At 59.8% G+C, this 15,647-nt stretch carries 18 protein-coding genes and 1 pseudogene; 14 read left to right on the top strand and 5 right to left on the bottom strand.

Annotation, left to right across the window (positions count from 1 at the left end):
* Positions 1–100: 100 nt before the first annotated feature.
* The 5 genes from ribF to ispH all read left to right on the top strand — a co-directional run bounded on the left by ribF (position 101) and on the right by ispH (position 5,911).
* Entirely contained in the window at positions 101–1,039 is a 939-nt protein-coding gene (ribF, locus tag AC1DKH_RS23260) for a bifunctional riboflavin kinase/FAD synthetase (protein ID WP_477753715.1), read from the top strand.
* A gap of 13 nt (positions 1,040–1,052) precedes the next feature.
* Complete coding sequence (gene ileS / locus AC1DKH_RS23255; RefSeq protein ID WP_477799424.1) at positions 1,053–3,884, top strand: isoleucine--tRNA ligase; 2,832 nt, start codon at positions 1,053–1,055, stop codon at positions 3,882–3,884.
* Entirely contained in the window at positions 3,877–4,389 is a 513-nt protein-coding gene (gene lspA / locus AC1DKH_RS23250; protein ID WP_175390418.1) for a signal peptidase II, read from the top strand. Before ileS ends, lspA begins: the two co-directional genes overlap by 8 nt.
* Before the next feature lie 7 nt (positions 4,390–4,396).
* Complete coding sequence (fkpB, locus tag AC1DKH_RS23245; RefSeq protein WP_172435403.1) at positions 4,397–4,834, top strand: FKBP-type peptidyl-prolyl cis-trans isomerase; 438 nt, start codon at positions 4,397–4,399, stop codon at positions 4,832–4,834.
* Positions 4,835–4,963: 129 nt separating this feature from the next.
* Positions 4,964–5,911: a 4-hydroxy-3-methylbut-2-enyl diphosphate reductase gene (gene ispH / locus AC1DKH_RS23240; protein ID WP_477753712.1), complete on the top strand. Its 948-nt coding sequence runs from the start codon at positions 4,964–4,966 to the stop codon at positions 5,909–5,911.
* On the opposite strand, the gene AC1DKH_RS23235 is transcribed toward ispH, so the two are convergent.
* Positions 5,880–6,419, bottom strand: coding sequence for a GspH/FimT family pseudopilin (locus AC1DKH_RS23235; protein WP_477799423.1), 540 nt, complete (start codon positions 6,417–6,419; stop codon positions 5,880–5,882). The genes ispH and AC1DKH_RS23235 overlap by 32 nt on opposite strands.
* Positions 6,420–6,549: 130 nt before the next feature.
* On the opposite strand from AC1DKH_RS23235, the gene AC1DKH_RS23230 reads away from it, so the two are divergent.
* The 7 genes from AC1DKH_RS23230 to thiO are packed head-to-tail and all read left to right on the top strand — an operon-like array spanning position 6,550 to position 10,633.
* The gene (locus AC1DKH_RS23230) at positions 6,550–7,023 is read left to right on the top strand and encodes a GspH/FimT family pseudopilin (RefSeq protein ID WP_477764645.1); all 474 of its coding nucleotides are present in this window, start codon (positions 6,550–6,552) and stop codon (positions 7,021–7,023) included.
* On the top strand, positions 7,020–7,469 hold the full coding sequence (gene pilV, locus AC1DKH_RS23225) for a type IV pilus modification protein PilV (protein ID WP_477799422.1): 450 nt from the start codon (positions 7,020–7,022) through the stop codon (positions 7,467–7,469). Before AC1DKH_RS23230 ends, pilV begins: the two co-directional genes overlap by 4 nt.
* Positions 7,466–8,173, top strand: a complete 708-nt coding sequence (locus AC1DKH_RS23220) for a PilW family protein (protein WP_477799421.1) — start codon at positions 7,466–7,468, stop codon at positions 8,171–8,173. Before pilV ends, AC1DKH_RS23220 begins: the two co-directional genes overlap by 4 nt.
* Before the next feature lie 10 nt (positions 8,174–8,183).
* Complete coding sequence (locus tag AC1DKH_RS23215; protein WP_477799420.1) at positions 8,184–8,663, top strand: pilus assembly PilX family protein; 480 nt, start codon at positions 8,184–8,186, stop codon at positions 8,661–8,663.
* On the top strand, positions 8,650–9,063 hold the full coding sequence (locus AC1DKH_RS23210; protein ID WP_477799419.1) for a hypothetical protein: 414 nt from the start codon (positions 8,650–8,652) through the stop codon (positions 9,061–9,063). The genes AC1DKH_RS23215 and AC1DKH_RS23210 overlap by 14 nt, the downstream gene beginning before the upstream one ends.
* A gap of 14 nt (positions 9,064–9,077) precedes the next feature.
* Positions 9,078–9,479 (top strand): type IV pilin protein, encoded by a 402-nt coding sequence (locus AC1DKH_RS23205; RefSeq protein ID WP_477799418.1) that lies wholly within the window; start codon positions 9,078–9,080, stop codon positions 9,477–9,479.
* Between the two features lie 53 nt (positions 9,480–9,532).
* Positions 9,533–10,633 (top strand): glycine oxidase ThiO, encoded by a 1,101-nt coding sequence (gene thiO / locus AC1DKH_RS23200; RefSeq protein WP_477799417.1) that lies wholly within the window; start codon positions 9,533–9,535, stop codon positions 10,631–10,633.
* A gap of 91 nt (positions 10,634–10,724) precedes the next feature.
* Here thiO and AC1DKH_RS23195 read toward each other — a convergent pair whose 3' ends face one another.
* The 4 genes and pseudogenes from AC1DKH_RS23195 to AC1DKH_RS23180 form a co-directional block, all read right to left on the bottom strand.
* Positions 10,725–12,062 (bottom strand): sigma-54-dependent transcriptional regulator, encoded by a 1,338-nt coding sequence (locus tag AC1DKH_RS23195; protein ID WP_477764640.1) that lies wholly within the window; start codon positions 12,060–12,062, stop codon positions 10,725–10,727.
* Positions 12,059–12,379: pseudogene (locus AC1DKH_RS23190) on the bottom strand (hypothetical protein); the annotation flags it as partial. The pseudogene AC1DKH_RS23190 and the gene AC1DKH_RS23195, both read right to left, overlap by 4 nt.
* A gap of 28 nt (positions 12,380–12,407) precedes the next feature.
* Positions 12,408–12,641, bottom strand: coding sequence for a PP0621 family protein (locus tag AC1DKH_RS23185; protein WP_223454819.1), 234 nt, complete (start codon positions 12,639–12,641; stop codon positions 12,408–12,410).
* A 128-nt stretch (positions 12,642–12,769) separates the two neighbouring features.
* Entirely contained in the window at positions 12,770–13,792 is a 1,023-nt protein-coding gene (locus tag AC1DKH_RS23180) for an outer membrane protein assembly factor BamD (RefSeq protein WP_477799416.1), read from the bottom strand.
* A 151-nt stretch (positions 13,793–13,943) separates the two neighbouring features.
* Here AC1DKH_RS23180 and rluD point away from each other — a divergent pair, with 151 nt between their 5' ends.
* Both rluD and pgeF read left to right on the top strand, forming a co-directional pair.
* Entirely contained in the window at positions 13,944–14,906 is a 963-nt protein-coding gene (gene rluD, locus AC1DKH_RS23175) for a 23S rRNA pseudouridine(1911/1915/1917) synthase RluD (RefSeq protein ID WP_007990414.1), read from the top strand.
* Positions 14,903–15,628: a peptidoglycan editing factor PgeF gene (gene pgeF, locus AC1DKH_RS23170; RefSeq protein WP_477753701.1), complete on the top strand. Its 726-nt coding sequence runs from the start codon at positions 14,903–14,905 to the stop codon at positions 15,626–15,628. The genes rluD and pgeF overlap by 4 nt, the downstream gene beginning before the upstream one ends.
* Positions 15,629–15,647 lie beyond the last annotated feature (19 nt).

The raw sequence follows: 15,647 nt of genomic DNA, 5'->3' as shown, positions 1-15,647 counted from the left end.
CGACAGTTTTGTCGGCTCGATCACTTTGGGTTACGGTGTTGCCTGTCGTCGGCCGCCGGGTGTGGTTATAATCGACCACTTTATGAGCAAGAAGCGCGTTATGCAGCTGGTTCGAGGCCTCCACAATCTGCGCCCCCAGCATCGGGGCTGTGTCGCCACTATTGGCAACTTTGACGGTGTTCACCGTGGTCACCAGGCTATCCTGGCGCGGCTGCGTGAACGTGCGCTCGAGTTGGGCGTGCCCAGCTGCGTGGTGATTTTCGAGCCGCAGCCGCGAGAATTTTTCGCCCCGGACACGGCCCCGGCCCGTCTGGCCCGGCTGCGGGACAAACTGCAGCTGCTGGCCGACGAAGGTGTCGACCGCGTCCTGTGCCTGGCCTTCAACCAGCGGCTGAGCAAGCTCAGCGCCAGCGAATTCGTTGATACCATCCTGGTGGACGGCCTTGGCGTACAGCACCTTGAAGTCGGTGACGACTTCCGGTTCGGCTGCGACCGCGTAGGGGATTTCGATTTCCTGCAACAAGCCGGCATCGTTCAGGGCTTTACCGTCGAGGCGGCGCAAACCGTTGAGCTGGACGGTATTCGCGTCAGCAGCACTCAGGTCCGCAATGCCCTGGCTGCAGCTGATTTTGCCTTGGCCGAGCGACTGCTCGGTCGGCCGTTCCAGATTACCGGGCGGGTGCTGCACGGCCAGAAACTGGCTCGCCAGTTGGGTACGCCCACGGCCAACATACAACTCAAGCGCCGTCGCGTTCCGCTTTCCGGGGTTTACCTGGTCAACGTCGACATCGACGGCAAGACCTGGCCCGGCGTCGCCAATATCGGCGTGCGGCCCACGGTTCAAGGTGATGGCAAGGCCCACCTCGAAATACATCTTTTAGATTTTGCCGGCGATCTGTATGACCGGCGTTTAACGGTGGTTTTCCACCACAAGCTGCGTGAAGAGCAGCGTTTCGCCTCTCTGGAGGCGTTGAAAACGGCGATCAACGCGGATGTCGCCGCCGCCCGTGCACTAGCCGCACCTAGCGCCCATCGCTAATGAAGAGCCTTAAATGACCGACTATAAAGCCACGCTAAACCTTCCGGACACCGCCTTCCCAATGAAGGCCGGCCTGCCTCAGCGCGAACCGCAGATTCTGCAGCGCTGGGACAGCATTGGCCTGTACGGAAAGTTGCGCGAGATTGGCAAGGATCGTCCGAAGTTCGTATTGCACGACGGCCCTCCGTACGCCAACGGCTCGATTCACATCGGTCATGCGCTGAACAAGATTCTCAAGGACATGATTATCCGCTCGAAGACCCTGTCGGGCTTCGACGCGCCTTATGTCCCGGGTTGGGATTGCCACGGCCTGCCGATCGAGCACAAAGTCGAAGTGACCCACGGCAAGAACCTGGGCGCGGACAAGACCCGAGAACTGTGCCGGGCCTACGCCACCGAGCAGATCGAAGGGCAGAAGTCCGAGTTTATCCGTCTCGGCGTGCTGGGCGACTTCGCCAATCCGTACAAGACCATGGACTTCAAGAACGAGGCCGGTGAAATCCGTGCCCTGGCCGAAATCGTCAAGGGCGGTTTCGTGTTCAAGGGCTTGAAGCCTGTTAACTGGTGCTTCGACTGCGGTTCGGCCCTGGCCGAGGCGGAAGTCGAGTACGAGAACAAGAAGTCCTCGACCATCGACGTGGCCTTCCCGATTGCCGATGAAGCCAAACTGGCTGCCGCCTTCGGTCTGCCATCGCTGGCCAAGCCTGCCTCGATCGTGATCTGGACCACCACCCCGTGGACCATCCCGGCCAACCAGGCGCTGAACGTTCACCCGGAATTCAACTACGCCCTGGTCGACGTCGGCGACAAGCTGCTGGTGTTGGCTGAAGAGCTGGTCGAGTCGTGCCTGGCACGCTACTCGCTGGAAGGTTCGGTAATCGCTACTGCCTCCGGTTCGGCGCTGGAACTGATCAACTTCCGTCACCCGTTCTACGACCGTCTGTCGCCGGTTTACCTGGCCGACTACGTTGAACTGGGCGCCGGCACCGGTGTGGTTCACTCCGCTCCGGCCTACGGCGTAGACGACTTCGTGACCTGCAAGAAGTACGGCATGGTCAACGACGACATCCTCAACCCGGTACAAAGCAACGGCGTTTACGTACCGTCGCTGGAGTTCTTCGGTGGCCAGTTCATCTGGAAGGCCAACCCGGCCATCGTCGACAAGCTGACCGAAGTCGGTGCGCTGCTGCACACCACTATCATTGAACACAGCTACATGCACTGCTGGCGCCACAAGACCCCGCTGATCTACCGCGCCACCGCGCAGTGGTTCATCGGCATGGACAAGCAGCCGACCACCGGCGACACCCTGCGCCAGCGCTCGCTCAAGGCCATCGAAGAGACCCAGTTCGTTCCGGCCTGGGGCCAGGCACGCCTGCACTCGATGATCGCCAACCGTCCTGACTGGTGCATTTCCCGTCAGCGCAACTGGGGCGTGCCGATCCCGTTCTTCCTGAACAAGGAAAGCGGTGAGCTGCACCCACGTACCGTCGAGCTGATGGAAATCGTTGCCAAGCGCGTTGAAGTCGAAGGCATCGAGGCCTGGTTCAAGCTGGACGCCGCCGAGCTGCTGGGCGATGAAGCGCCGCAATACGACAAGATCAGCGACACCCTGGACGTCTGGTTCGACTCGGGTACCACGCACTGGCACGTCCTGCGCGGTTCGCACCCGATGGGCCACGAAGCCGGCCCGCGCGCCGACCTGTACCTGGAAGGCTCGGACCAACACCGTGGCTGGTTCCACTCGTCGCTGCTGACCGGTTGCGCCATCGACAACCACGCACCGTATCGCGAACTGCTGACTCACGGCTTCACTGTCGACGAGTCCGGCCGCAAGATGTCCAAGTCTTTGGGCAACGTGATCGCGCCACAGAAAGTCAACGACACCCTGGGCGCCGATATCATGCGTCTGTGGGTTGCTTCGACCGACTATTCGGGTGAAATGGCGGTTTCCGAGCAGATCCTGCAACGCAGTGCGGACGCCTACCGGCGTATCCGTAACACCGCGCGTTTCCTGCTTTCGAACCTGACCGGCTTCAACCCGGCCACCGACCTGCTGCCAGCCGAAGAAATGCTGGCTCTGGACCGTTGGGCCGTAGACCGTACCCTGCTGCTGCAACGCGAGCTGCAAGAGCACTACGGCGAATACCGCTTCTGGAACGTGTACTCGAAGATCCACAACTTCTGCGTGCAGGAACTGGGCGGCTTCTACCTCGACATCATCAAGGACCGTCAGTACACCACTGGCGCCGACAGCAAGGCCCGTCGTTCGTGCCAGACCGCGCTGTTCCACATCTGCGAGGCGTTGGTGCGCTGGATCGCGCCGATCCTGGCGTTCACCGCCGACGAACTGTGGCAGTACCTGCCGGGCGAGCGTAACGAGTCCGTCATGCTCAACACCTGGTACGAAGGCCTGACCGAATTGCCGCAAGGCTTCGAGCTGGATCGCGCTTACTGGGACCGGATCATGGCGGTCAAGGTCGCGGTCAACAAGGAAATGGAAATCCAGCGCGCGGCCAAGGCTGTCGGTGGCAACCTGCAAGCCGAAGTGACGCTGTTCGCCGAAGATGCGCTGACTGCCGACCTGGCCAAGCTGAGCAACGAACTGCGCTTCGTGCTGATCACTTCGACCGCCAGTGTCGCGCCATTGGTGCAGGCACCGGCCGATGCCGTGGTCACAGAAGTCAGCGGCCTGAAGCTGAAGATCGTCAAGTCGGCCTTCGCCAAGTGCGCCCGTTGCTGGCACTGCCGTGAAGACGTCGGTGTGAACCCGGAGCATCCGGAAATCTGCGGCCGTTGCGTGGATAACATCAGCGGCGCTGGCGAGGTCCGTCACTATGCCTAATGCCGTTGGCCGTTTCGGACGGCTGAGCTGGCTCTGGTTGAGTTTGCTGGTCCTGGTCATCGACCAGGCCAGCAAGTTCTACTTCGAAGGCAAGCTTGCGATGTACCAGCAAATCGTGGTGATCCCCGATTACTTCAGCTGGACCCTGGCTTATAACACCGGTGCGGCGTTCAGCTTTCTGGCTGACAGCTCCGGCTGGCAGCGCTGGCTGTTCGCGTTGATCGCTGTCGTGGTCAGTGCGGTGCTGGTGGTGTGGCTCAAGCGTCTGGGGCGCAACGAGACCTGGCTGGCGGTTGCGCTGGCACTGGTACTCGGCGGCGCACTGGGCAATCTGTATGACCGCATTGCCCTGGGCCATGTGATCGATTTCATTCTGGTGCATTGGCAGAACCGCTGGTATTTCCCGGCGTTCAACTTTGCCGACAGTGCAATCACGGTTGGTGCTGTCATGCTGGCACTGGATATGTTCAAAAGTAAAAAGACCGGAGAAACCGTTCATGACTGAACAGGTATTGGCTGAGCAACGCATCGGCCAGAACACGGAAGTCACCTTGCATTTCGCATTGCGCCTGGAGAACGGCGACACCGTGGACAGCACCTTCGACAAGGCCCCGGCGACCTTCAAGGTCGGTGACGGCAACCTGTTGCCAGGTTTCGAAGCGGCCCTGTTCGGTTTCAAGGCCGGTGACAAGCGTACGCTGAGCATCGAGCCGGAAAACGCTTTCGGCCAGCCGAACCCGCAAAACGTGCAGATCATCCCGCGCTCGCAGTTCCAGGACATGGAACTGTCGCCTGGCTTGCTGGTGATCTTCAACGATGCGGCCAATACTGAATTGCCAGGCGTGGTGAAAGAGTTCGATGATGCGCAAGTGACCATCGACTTCAACCACCCGCTGGCTGGCAAGACGCTGACCTTTGACGTGGAAATCATTTCCGTCAAAGCGCTGTAACTGCTTTTCAGTGGGAGCGAGCTTGCTCGCGATGATCGTTAACGAATACGCGTTCTTCTGAATTAACGCGGTGTCCTTTAGGATTTCGCGAGCAAGCTCGCTCCTACAGGGCAAGACACGAGGCACAGCATGCAAATCAAACTCGCCAATCCCCGTGGCTTCTGCGCCGGTGTGGACCGGGCGATCGAAATCGTCAACCGCGCCCTGGAAGTCTTCGGGCCACCGATCTACGTGCGCCATGAAGTGGTTCACAACAAGTTTGTCGTCGAAGACCTGCGCTCCCGTGGTGCGATCTTCGTCGAAGAGCTGGACCAGGTGCCGGACGACGTCATTGTGATCTTCAGTGCCCACGGCGTTTCCCAGGCTGTGCGCAGCGAAGCGGCTGGCCGTGGGCTGAAAGTGTTCGACGCCACGTGCCCGCTGGTGACCAAAGTCCACATTGAGGTGGCGCGCTACAGCCGTGACGGCCGAGAGTGCATTCTCATCGGCCACGCCGGTCACCCGGAAGTCGAAGGCACCATGGGCCAGTACGATGCCAGCAGTGGTGGCGCGATCTACCTGGTCGAAGACGAGAAAGATGTCGCGGCGTTGCAGGTGAACAACCCTGAAACGCTCGCCTTCGTGACCCAGACCACCTTGTCGATGGACGATACCAGCCGCGTTATAGACGCTCTGCGTTCGCGCTTCCCGGCCATCGGTGGGCCGCGCAAGGACGACATTTGCTATGCCACGCAAAACCGTCAGGACGCGGTCAAGCAACTGGCCGACGAGTGCGACGTGGTGCTGGTGGTCGGCAGCCCGAACAGCTCCAACTCCAATCGCTTGCGCGAATTGGCGGAACGCATGTCCACTCCGGCCTACCTGATCGACGGTGCCGAAGACCTGCAAAAGAGCTGGTTCGACGGTGTCGAGCATATCGGCATCACCGCTGGCGCCTCTGCCCCGGAAGTCCTGGTGCGCGGCGTGATCCAGCAGTTGCAGGCCTGGGGGGCTACCGGTGCCGATGAACTGGCCGGTCGCGAGGAGAACATCACGTTCTCGATGCCTAAAGAACTGCGCGTTCGCTCGTTGCTCTGAATTTATTCCTTTCTTTGCATAACGCCTGCTCAGCCTTGTCGTTGCGCAGGCTGACGCGACCGGTCCGTGCCAACACCACTTGATGTTGGCTCACCGGGTCGCGAACGGCGCAAATGTGCAATGTCCCTCCAAACAGTGACTCGCCCTGACCTCTGAAGCGTATTGAGCTTTCGACCGTACCGTTCCCCACAATCGACACGCGTGCGCCGCTCTGGCGTTCGGCCAGCAGTGGATTGTCGCTGTCCATCTCCCCCTTGCCGCTGATATCCAGAATCATCCGCCAGCCTTGGCTCCAGTCGCCATTGATGCCGTGAATCACCACGGCCTGGTTGCGGACGATGGCTTCAGTCCGGGCGGTGCGAATACCGCTGAAAAGAGCCTGTGCCGCTTGCTCTCTTTGGTTCGACTCGATGAGTGCTCCGTATGTCGGGCTGACCAAATGCAGAACAATTCCCGTAATTGCCAGTCCCATGAGCAGTTCGATCAGGCTGAAGCCTTGTTGCCGCATGACATATCCCTCCGTGGCGTGCTGTGGCTCGCGCAATCCCTGCGCGAGAAATGCCAACGCAAACGCACCGCATCGCTCGAATGTTGTGCCGCGTAAGGGCAGGTATAGCTGAAGGAAACAGAAGGCCCCGATGGATCATCCTACAAAAGGTTTCACGCTGATCGAGTTGCTGGTCGCGCTCGCGATCCTTCTGATTTTGCTGACTCTGGCTGTTCCGGCGTTTACCCGCTCGACGCAAACAACCAGGGCTGATACTGAAATCGCTGACCTGCGACGAGCCCTGAATTTTGCCCGGCTCGAAGCCATCGATCGGGGCAACACCACACGGGTGCGCCCGACGGCCGGTGGGGATGCCTGGAGCGGGGAGCTGGCGGTTTACGACGGTACGGGCGCTTTGGCCAATGTATTGCGGGTTGTTCCGGCGATGAGCAGCAGCGCAACTCTGGCGCTAACCTCAGGCCTGACTTTCATCGATTTCAACAGTATGGGCGGATTGTCATCACCGTCCTCAGAGGTGGTGATCAGCTATGGGCGGGGAGCACAAGGCAGGACGCTGACGGTGTGTTTGAACGGACGAATTCTATTGGGTGGAAATTGCGGATGAAAGCAGGGAGCAAGCGCACGCAAGAGGGCATGACGCTGATCGAAGTCCTGGTGGCGTTAGTCATTCTGGGAGTGGGGTTGCTGGGGGCAGCGGCGTTTCAGCTCAATGCGTTGAAATACACGGACAGCGCGCGCATGACCAGTCAGGCCAGCTTTATCGCCTACGACATGATGGACCGCATTCGCGCCAATGCCGCTGCGGACTACACCATTGCGCCGCCGGCTTCGGGCAATCCGGACGTTACCCGGGATCAGGACCTGTTTGACTTCAACACCAACATTGTCAGTTCACTCGGCGCCACCGCGACGGGCAGTGTCAGCGTCAATCAGCAGGTGTACACCATCACGATTACCTGGGACGACTCACGGGCTGCGAAGGCTGCCGATTCGCGGCGCAACTTCGTCCTGAGCAGTCGCACTGCCATTGAACCGGTGGTGATCCCGTGAGTCGCCGCAGCAGGGGGTTCAGTCTGGTCGAGTTGCTGATCGCCCTGGCATTGAGCCTGATCGTGGTGCTGGGCGTGGTGCAGGTTTTCATCGCGGCCAAGAACACTTATCTCAGCCAGAACGCGGCCGCGAACATGCAGGAGGACGCACGTTTCGTGTTAAGCAAAATGATTCAGGAAATCCGCATGGTCGGGATGTTCGGTTGCCTGGAAACGATCACCGATTCAAGTAAGAAAAGGGATTTCCATGCCAGTCAGGTAGCACCGATCCGTTGGGACAACGGCGGCCGCAAGTTGACGCTGGTTGCGGCGGATGTCGGCGGCAATGGCAGCAAACCGGACTGGACCGTGCTTTCCGATTGTCGAATCAATTCGACGGCCTACAGCGACGGTCCGACGCCAGTGGCAGGGCAACTGGCCTTTCCGATCCGGCGGCTGATTTACAGCTTCAGCAACAACCAGCTGTTGATGAAAGGCGGGGCCGCAGCACCTCAGGTATTGGTGGACAACGTAAGCGCTTTCGACGTGAGCTTCGGCCTGGCCAGCACGGCCACTGATCTGGCTGCTTCGCGCTACAGCAGCAATCCCTCGGACCCCGCACTGATTCGAAGTGTTCGCCTGAGCCTGACCCTCTTCGATCCGAACCACCGGGTGAGCGGTCAAACCTTCAACGTGGTTGCCGCTCTGCGCAACCGTTTGCCATGAGAGGGTGCCAATGAATCGGTCTCCCATGATGTGTTACACCCAGCGCGGCATGGCACTGTTGGTCAGCCTGGTGTTCTTGCTGTTGCTGACGCTGATTGGTCTTTCATCGATGCAGAGTGCCACCTTGCAGGAAAAAATGGCCGGTAGCGTCGCCTTGCGCAACCAGTCGTTTCAGAGTGCCGAAGCCGCATTGCGGGTGGGCGAGAGTGCAGTGCAATGGGACAGTTATGCACTACCTGTTTGCAGCGGCATCGTGCAATGCGCGCCACCGTCCGAGTCTTCGACTATTACCGCTTCCGGTTTCAACGCGTCTTCAGGTGTGACCTGGATTGCATCGGGCAAGGGCTTTTATGGCGTGCAAAACATCGGTGTCAGCCAAAATGCGGTGAATGTGCCAATCAATACCCCGGCAACGTTGTATCGGGTAACGGCAGTGGGCATCGCGGGTCATTCGCGCAGTGTGGTGGAGAGCATCTATGCGAAGTACTGAGCGACCTGTCAGGTTATGGTCACAACTATTTGGTTTCGTCGTCGCGCTTAACCTGTCGGTGTCGGTGCACGCTGCTACTTCAGCGGATTCGCCAGCGCTGAACCGGCCAACCTGTCTGGCCAATGGCAACTGGTACGGTTTTTACCACAGCAATCAGGGGTTGAAGGCCGTCTGCCTGAAGCTGCCCGAGGCGATCAGCGTTAAGATGCTCGACAGCAATGCCGATGGAGTGGTCGACAACAGCGACACGCTATCCGATGGCGTGATCTTTATCGGCGAGCATTCGACCCAGGACGCCAGCGACAATGGCGGGGGCGTGAACGATTCCACTGGCGACGGTACTGCGGGGATGGAAAAATCCGGCGGCGGCCGTCGCATCATGTGGCGACAAGTACAGTGAGTGAGAATTGAGGCATGCGTAGTTCCAACCGCGGTTTTACCCTGATCGAAATCATGATCGTGATTGCGATCATCGGGATTGTCATGACAATTGCTGCCCCGAGTTTCACCGAATACCTGAACAAGGGCCGTCGCGCAGAGGTAGCCGGTCTGCTCTCGGAGCAGACGCAGCTCCTGGAGCGCTTCTACTCGCAGAAAAATGCCTACACCGATGCGACGGGCCTCAGTGCCGGCAATGATTACTATGCCATCACAACGACCCTGACCGACCAGACCTTCCTGTTGACGGCGGTGCGCAAGGCTGACTCGAGCATGGCCACTGACAAGTGTGGTGATCTGACCATCACCAATACCGGGGTCCTCGGCATGGTCAACGCAAAATCCGGTCTGACCAGCAAAGACTGCTGGGGGCGCTGAGTTTTTTTCGGGTGCCTTTGCACTCTCTGTCTATTTAACGATTGGATCAGAACATGACCAGGCAACAGCAAGTGGTGATTGTCGGCGGTGGGGTGATTGGTTTGCTGACGGCGTTCAATCTCGCCTCCGAAGTGCAAAGCGTTGTGCTGCTGGATCGCTCGAGCGTCGGCCAGGAATCGTCCTGGGCGGGTGGCGGCATCGTTTCGCCGCTTTACCCGTGGCGCTACAGCCCAGCGGTCACCGCGTTGGCTCACTGGTCCCAGGACTTCTACCCGCAACTGGGCGAGCGCTTGTTTGCCGCCACCGGTGTTGATCCTGAAGTGCACACCACTGGTCTGTACTGGCTGGATCTGGATGACGAGGCTGAAGCGCTGGCATGGGCCGCCCGGGAAAATCGTCCGTTGAGTGCGGTGGATATTTCGGCGGCCCATGACGCCGTGCCGGTGCTGGGCAGTGGTTTTTCCCGGGCGATCTACATGGCCGACGTCGCCAACGTGCGCAATCCGCGTCTGGTGAAATCTCTCAAGGCCGCTTTGCTGGCGCTGCCGAACGTGACGATTCATGAGCAGTGCGAAGTCAGCGGGTTTGTTCGTGACGGCAACAAAGTGGTCGGCGTACAGACCTCCACAGGCACTGTCCTGGGCGATCAAGTCGTCTTGACGGCGGGTGCCTGGAGCGGTGACTTGCTCAAGAGTCTTGATCTGACGCTACCGGTCGAGCCGGTGAAAGGGCAGATGATTCTCTACAAGTGTGCGGCGGATTTCCTGCCGAGCATGGTCCTGGCCAAGGGCCGTTATGCGATTCCCCGGCGCGACGGGCACATACTGATCGGCAGTACGCTGGAGCATGAAGGCTTTGACAAGACGCCGACCGGGTCGGCACTGGAAAGCCTGAAGGCGTCCGCGGTGGAATTGATCCCGGCGCTGGTCGATGCTGAAGTGGTGGGGCATTGGGCCGGATTGCGCCCGGGATCACCCGAGGGCATTCCTTATATCGGCCCGGTGCCGGGGTTTGACGGGCTCTGGCTCAACTGCGGGCATTACCGTAACGGGCTGGTGTTGGCGCCAGCATCATGCCAGTTGTTTGCCGATGTGATGCTGGGCCGGGCGCCGATTATTGATCCGACGCCTTATGCGCCTGCCGGAAGACTTTGAAGCAAGCACAAAAGATCGCAGCCTGCGGCAACTCCTGCAGAATGTACGCTCCCAGGTAGGAGCTGCCGCAGGCTGCGATCTTTTTAAAGCATCAATCCAATCCCAACTTCTTGAGCCTGTAACGCATCGACCTGAATGACAGATTCAACCGCTGAGCCGCCGCCGTGCGGTTCCAGCGGGTTTCCTCCAGGGCCTGGAGCAGCAGTTGGCGTTCGACGTTTTCCAGGTAGGTTTCCAGATTGTCGATCCGGGTCAGGTCCGGCACGCCACCTTCAGCCCCGCAGTTGCCTTCAGCCAGGCGCAGGTCGCCGGCTTCGATCTGTTTGTTCTCACACAGTGTGTGCGCCCGTTCCAGCATGTTTTCCAGTTCCCGCACATTGCCCGGGAAGCGATAGCTTTTCAGCGCATCGAGGGCCTGGGGGTGGAGTCTCGCTGCAGGTTGACCGGTATCGGCGGCCAGGCGCTTGAGTATGTGGCTGGCCAGCATTTCGATGTCATCGCGACGCTCGCGCAAGGGCGGCACCGGGAGTTCGATCACGTTCAAGCGGTAGTAAAGATCATGACGAAATCGTCCGGCGGCAACTTCGGCGCCAAGGTCCTTGTGCGTGGCGCAGAGAATGCGCACATCCACCGCCACTTCCTGCTGCCCGCCGACGCTGCGTACGGCTTTCTCCTGAATCGCGCGCAGCAGTTTGACTTGCATTGTCAGCGGCAGGTCAGCCACTTCGTCGAGGAGCAGCGTGCCGCCGTGAGCTGTCTGGAACAGGCCGGGTTTGTCTTCGATGGCGCCGCTGAAACTACCTTTGCGATGGCCGAAAAACTCACTCTCCAACAGTTCCGAAGGAATCGCCGCGCAGTTGATCGCAATGAATGGCTGATTGGCGCGGGGGCTTTGATCGTGGATCAGGCGTGCGACCAACTCCTTGCCGCTGCCGGATTCTCCGCTGATGTATACCGTCGCATGGCTGCTGGCCAGTTTGGTGATGTGTTTACGCAGGTTGCGCATGGGTAATGAGTCGCCCAACAAACATCGATTGATGCCAGCCCCGCGGGCAGGAACCAGCAGGGCGCTGGTGACCAGTTCACGCAGGCGCGTAAGGTCCACCGGTTTGGTCAGGAAGTCGAATGCCCCGGCCTTGAGCACATTGATCGCGGTTTCGAGACTGGCATAGGCAGTGATCATTGCCACCTGGACCTGAGGGTGGCTTTGCTGGATGTGCTGCACCAGCTCCAGGCCGGTACCGTCCGGCAACTGCATGTCGGTCAGGCATAGATCGAAGGTTTCGCGTTTGAGCAGGGATTGCGCTTCGCCGACGTTGCGGGCGTTGAACGTCTCCAGTTTCATCCTTCCCAGGGTGATTTCCAGGAGTTCGCGAATGTCTGGTTCGTCATCGACGATCAAGACTTTTTGTCGTGGTCTCGTGTTCAACGTGGGGTTCGTCCGTGAGCATAGGTCATGCAAAAGCAGCCGTCTTCCTGGCGTGCTTTGAAGTCTAGGCGGGACAGAATGCTTTCGCCCGGCTGGCCGGACAGATAAAGCCCCAGGCCTTTGATATGGCGGGCTGGGCCTTCATTATCGAGTATTTCCAGTGATTTCAGGTCGAGCCGTAGCGGCGACATTTGCTCGCGGCGCTGCAGGTGCAGGACGTTTTCGATTACCCGGTTCATTCGCAGAGAGTGATCTTGAATAATCTGCGTCAGACGTCGATCGATGCCTTTCAGTTCCTTGGGGGCGCGCGATAGTTCTCAATCGGTCGCCATTTCGGGTGAGGTGTCAGCGGCCTCTGGAGCCCTTGTCTTGCTCGAGATGAGCCTGGCTGCAATACCATTGCTGGTCGAGGCTCAGCGCACGGTCACGGGGCAGGTGAACGCCGCAATGGGCGCAACGGACCATTGGCGCCGCTTCCCGTTCGGCAGGGGGCTTGGGGGTGGAGGCCTGCCCCTTGAATTTGCGCCAGAACCATACTGCAGCGGCAATCAGGGCAATCCAGAACAATAAACGAAGCATGGTGAGCTGCTTTTCGACTGATGATCCGGCAGTTTAGCCAAGGACCTGTCAGGCGCACAGTGTAATAAAGCTGAAATAAAAAAGGGAGACTTGAAAAAGTCTCCCTTTTTTACACAAACACCAAGGTGTCAGTCGAACACGCCGAATGTCATGTGGCTGAACCACGAACGGCCGCTGTCGTTGCCTTGCGCTTCGTGATTTTCTTCTTCGACCGCTTCGCCATTGTCGTCTTTAGGTTTGAGCTCGCTCGGGATCGCGTCCTTGGCGTCCTGGAACTGCCTCTGCACGTCCTGGTTGGCGCGGGTTTCGCCCGGTGGCAGCGGTGGACGAGACTCGATCAGGCCCAGGGTCGCCTTGCTCAGCCAGGAACGGTTGTCGGCTTCGGCCACGGTCGGCACGAACTGACCGTCCACCAGCGTCGGGTGGTTCGGGTAGTTGAGCTTCAGGGTTTCCAGGCTGGTGGCAGCCAGTTCGTCCAGATGCAGGCGCTGGTAGGCTTCGGTCATCACCGCCAGGCCGTCGCCGACCGAAGGGGTTTCCTGGAAGTTTTCCACCACGTAACGACCGCGGTTCGCGGCGGCGACATAGGCCTGACGGGTCAGGTAGTAGTCGGCCACGTGAATTTCGTAGGCCGCCAGCAGGTTGCGCAGATAAATCATGCGCTGCTTGGCGTCTGGCGCGTAGCGGCTGTTCGGGAAGCGGCTGGTCAGCTGGGCGAACTCGTTGTAGGAGTCGCGGGCGGCGCCCGGGTCACGCTTGGTCATGTCCAGCGGCAGGAAGCGCGCCAGCAGGCCGACGTCCTGGTCGAAAGAAGTCAGGCCCTTGAGGTAGTAGGCGTAATCGACGTTCGGATGCTGTGGGTGCAGACGAATGAAGCGCTCCGCAGCGGACTTGGCCGCTTCTGGCTCGGTGTTCTTGTAGTTGGCGTAGATGAGTTCGAGTTGCGCCTGATCGGCATAACGACCGAACGGATAACGCGATTCCAGAGCCTTCAGCTTGGCAATGGCACTGGTGTAGCTACTGTTGTCCAGGTCGTTTTGAGCCTGTTGGTACAGCTCGACTTCACTGAGGTTTTCGTCTACGACTTCCTTCGATGAGCAAGCAGCGGTCAATGCGAGGATGGCGATCAGCAGCAGGTGTTTCACTTGCATGGCGGCTTGCGTCCCTATGACGGCCGCTGTCTTGGGCGTGGCCGTCCTGTTATGATGAACGCCCCGTTGAATAGCCTCGGGGCAAAAGACGCCGTATTTAACCACAAGCGCGCAGCCGAAACCAAAGGCTGTGCCGACGCCTAGTCTGAGCATGTCCGATAAAATTGAACTTCGCGCAGAGGTGCCGTCCGAATTGGGCGGCCAACGCCTCGATCAAGTCGCCGCACAATTATTCGCTGAGCACTCGCGCTCGCGCCTTTCCGCCTGGATCAAAGACGGCCGCCTGACTGTGGATGGGGCGGTTATCCGCCCGCGAGACATCGTCCATGGCGGCGCCATCCTTGAGTTGACTGCCGAGCAGGAAGCTCAGGGCGAATGGGTCGCTCAAGACATTGCCCTGGACATCGTCTACGAAGACGACGACATCCTGGTGATCAACAAGCCTGCGGGCCTGGTGGTACACCCGGCTGCCGGTCATGCCGATGGCACTCTGCTCAACGCCTTGCTGCACCACGTGCCGGACATCATCAATGTGCCCCGCGCCGGTATCGTGCATCGCCTGGACAAGGACACCACCGGTCTGATGGTGGTGGCCAAGACCATTCAAGCGCAGACGCAGTTGGTGACACAGTTGCAGAGCCGTAGCGTCAGCCGGATCTACGAGTGCATCGTGATCGGTGTAGTGACCGCAGGCGGCAAGATCAACGCGCCGATCGGTCGTCACGGCCAGCAGCGCCAGCGCATGGCCGTGATGGAAGGTGGCAAGCAAGCCGTCAGCCATTACCGCGTGCTAGAGCGTTTCCGCTCCCACACCCACGTGCGGGTGAAGCTGGAAACCGGCCGTACGCACCAGATTCGCGTGCACATGGCGCACATCAACTACCCGTTGGTCGGAGATCCCGCCTACGGTGGTCGTTTCCGTATTCCGCCGGCAGCCAACCCAACCATGGTCGAATCCCTGAAAAACTTCCCGCGTCAGGCGCTGCATGCGCGTTTCCTGGAACTGGATCATCCGACCACCGGTAAGCGCATGAGCTGGGAATCGCCGTTGCCGGAAGACTTCGTCTGGCTGCTGACCCTGCTCAAGCAAGACCGCGAGGCGTTCATCGGATGAGTGACTGGCTGATTCCTGACTGGCCCGCGCCGGCCGGGGTCAAAGCCTGTGTAACCACCCGTGCGGGCGGCGTCAGTGTGGCGCCGTTCGACAGCCTCAACCTCGGCGATCACGTCGACGACAGCCCTGAAGCTGTTGCCGAGAATCGCCGTCGCCTTACCGATCATTTCTCCATGCAACCGGCCTGGCTGCAGCAGGTCCACGGCATCGTCGTGGCCCATGCCGATCCGGGCCGGGTGGACACTGCCGATGCCAGTTGGACGTCGACACCCGGTATCGCCTGTGCGGCGATGACTGCTGACTGCCTGCCAGCATTGTTTTGCGACCGCGCCGGCACTCGAGTCGCAGCGGCTCATGCCGGTTGGCGCGGGTTGGCGGCGGGTGTGCTGGAAGCCACGCTCGACAGTCTGGCTGTACCTCCTGCCGATGTGTTGGTGTGGCTGGGTCCGGCCATTGGTCCGAAAGCCTTTGAGGTTGGCCCGGAGGTACGCGAAACCTTCGTGACACAGTTGCCGCAAGCGGCTGAGGCTTTTGTGCCAAGCGTAAACGCCGGCAAGTTCATGGCCGACATCTATATGCTGGCCCGCTTGCGTCTGGCGGTTCGCGGTGTCACCGCAGTCTATGGTGGCGGATTCTGCACAGTAACCGATCCGCGCTTCTTCTCTTACCGGCGAAATCCTCGTACCGGTCGATTTGCTTCCTTGATCTGGCTCGAACGCTAGACTTGCCTGACCTGCATCA

The sequence above is a fragment of the Pseudomonas sp. 05L36 genome, from assembly GCF_056398125.1.
The sequence above is the reverse complement of the archived record's forward strand: the minus strand, read 5'-3'. Positions and strand labels throughout refer to the sequence as shown.